This window comes from Pampinifervens navoyensis, from assembly GCF_046159715.1.
In the GTDB taxonomy this organism is placed as follows: Bacteria; Aquificota; Aquificia; order Aquificales; family Aquificaceae; genus Pampinifervens.
The window spans coordinates 1-277 of sequence record NZ_JBJXCT010000035.1; the positions used below are offsets into that span (position 1 = coordinate 1).

Sequence of the window (277 nt, forward strand, 5' to 3'; positions counted from 1 at the left end):
GGTGAAGCCTTCGATCACGTTGGCGATGTTGTCGAATGTGTAGGCAAAAGCGCTGCGTGCCGGCATGTCCGACTGGCCAAACCCTGGCAGATCGGGCGCGATGATATGGAAGCGCTCGGCAAGCAGGGGGATCAGGTCCCGAAACATGTGGCTCGAACTCGGAAAGCCATGCAGAAGTAACAGTTTCGGTGCGTTCGAACGACCCGCTTCGCGATAGAACACCTTGACGCCGTTGACGTCGGCATAACGATTGGCAATGGATGACATGGCTTAACTC

The 277-nt window shown here is 56.3% G+C and carries 1 protein-coding gene; it reads right to left on the minus strand.

Going from position 1 to position 277, the window contains the following annotated elements:
* The coding region (locus ACKRDP_RS09895; RefSeq protein WP_409154621.1) for an alpha/beta fold hydrolase at positions 1-267 on the minus strand (267 nt) is incomplete at its 3' end.
* Between the last annotated feature and the right edge of the window lie 10 nt (positions 268-277).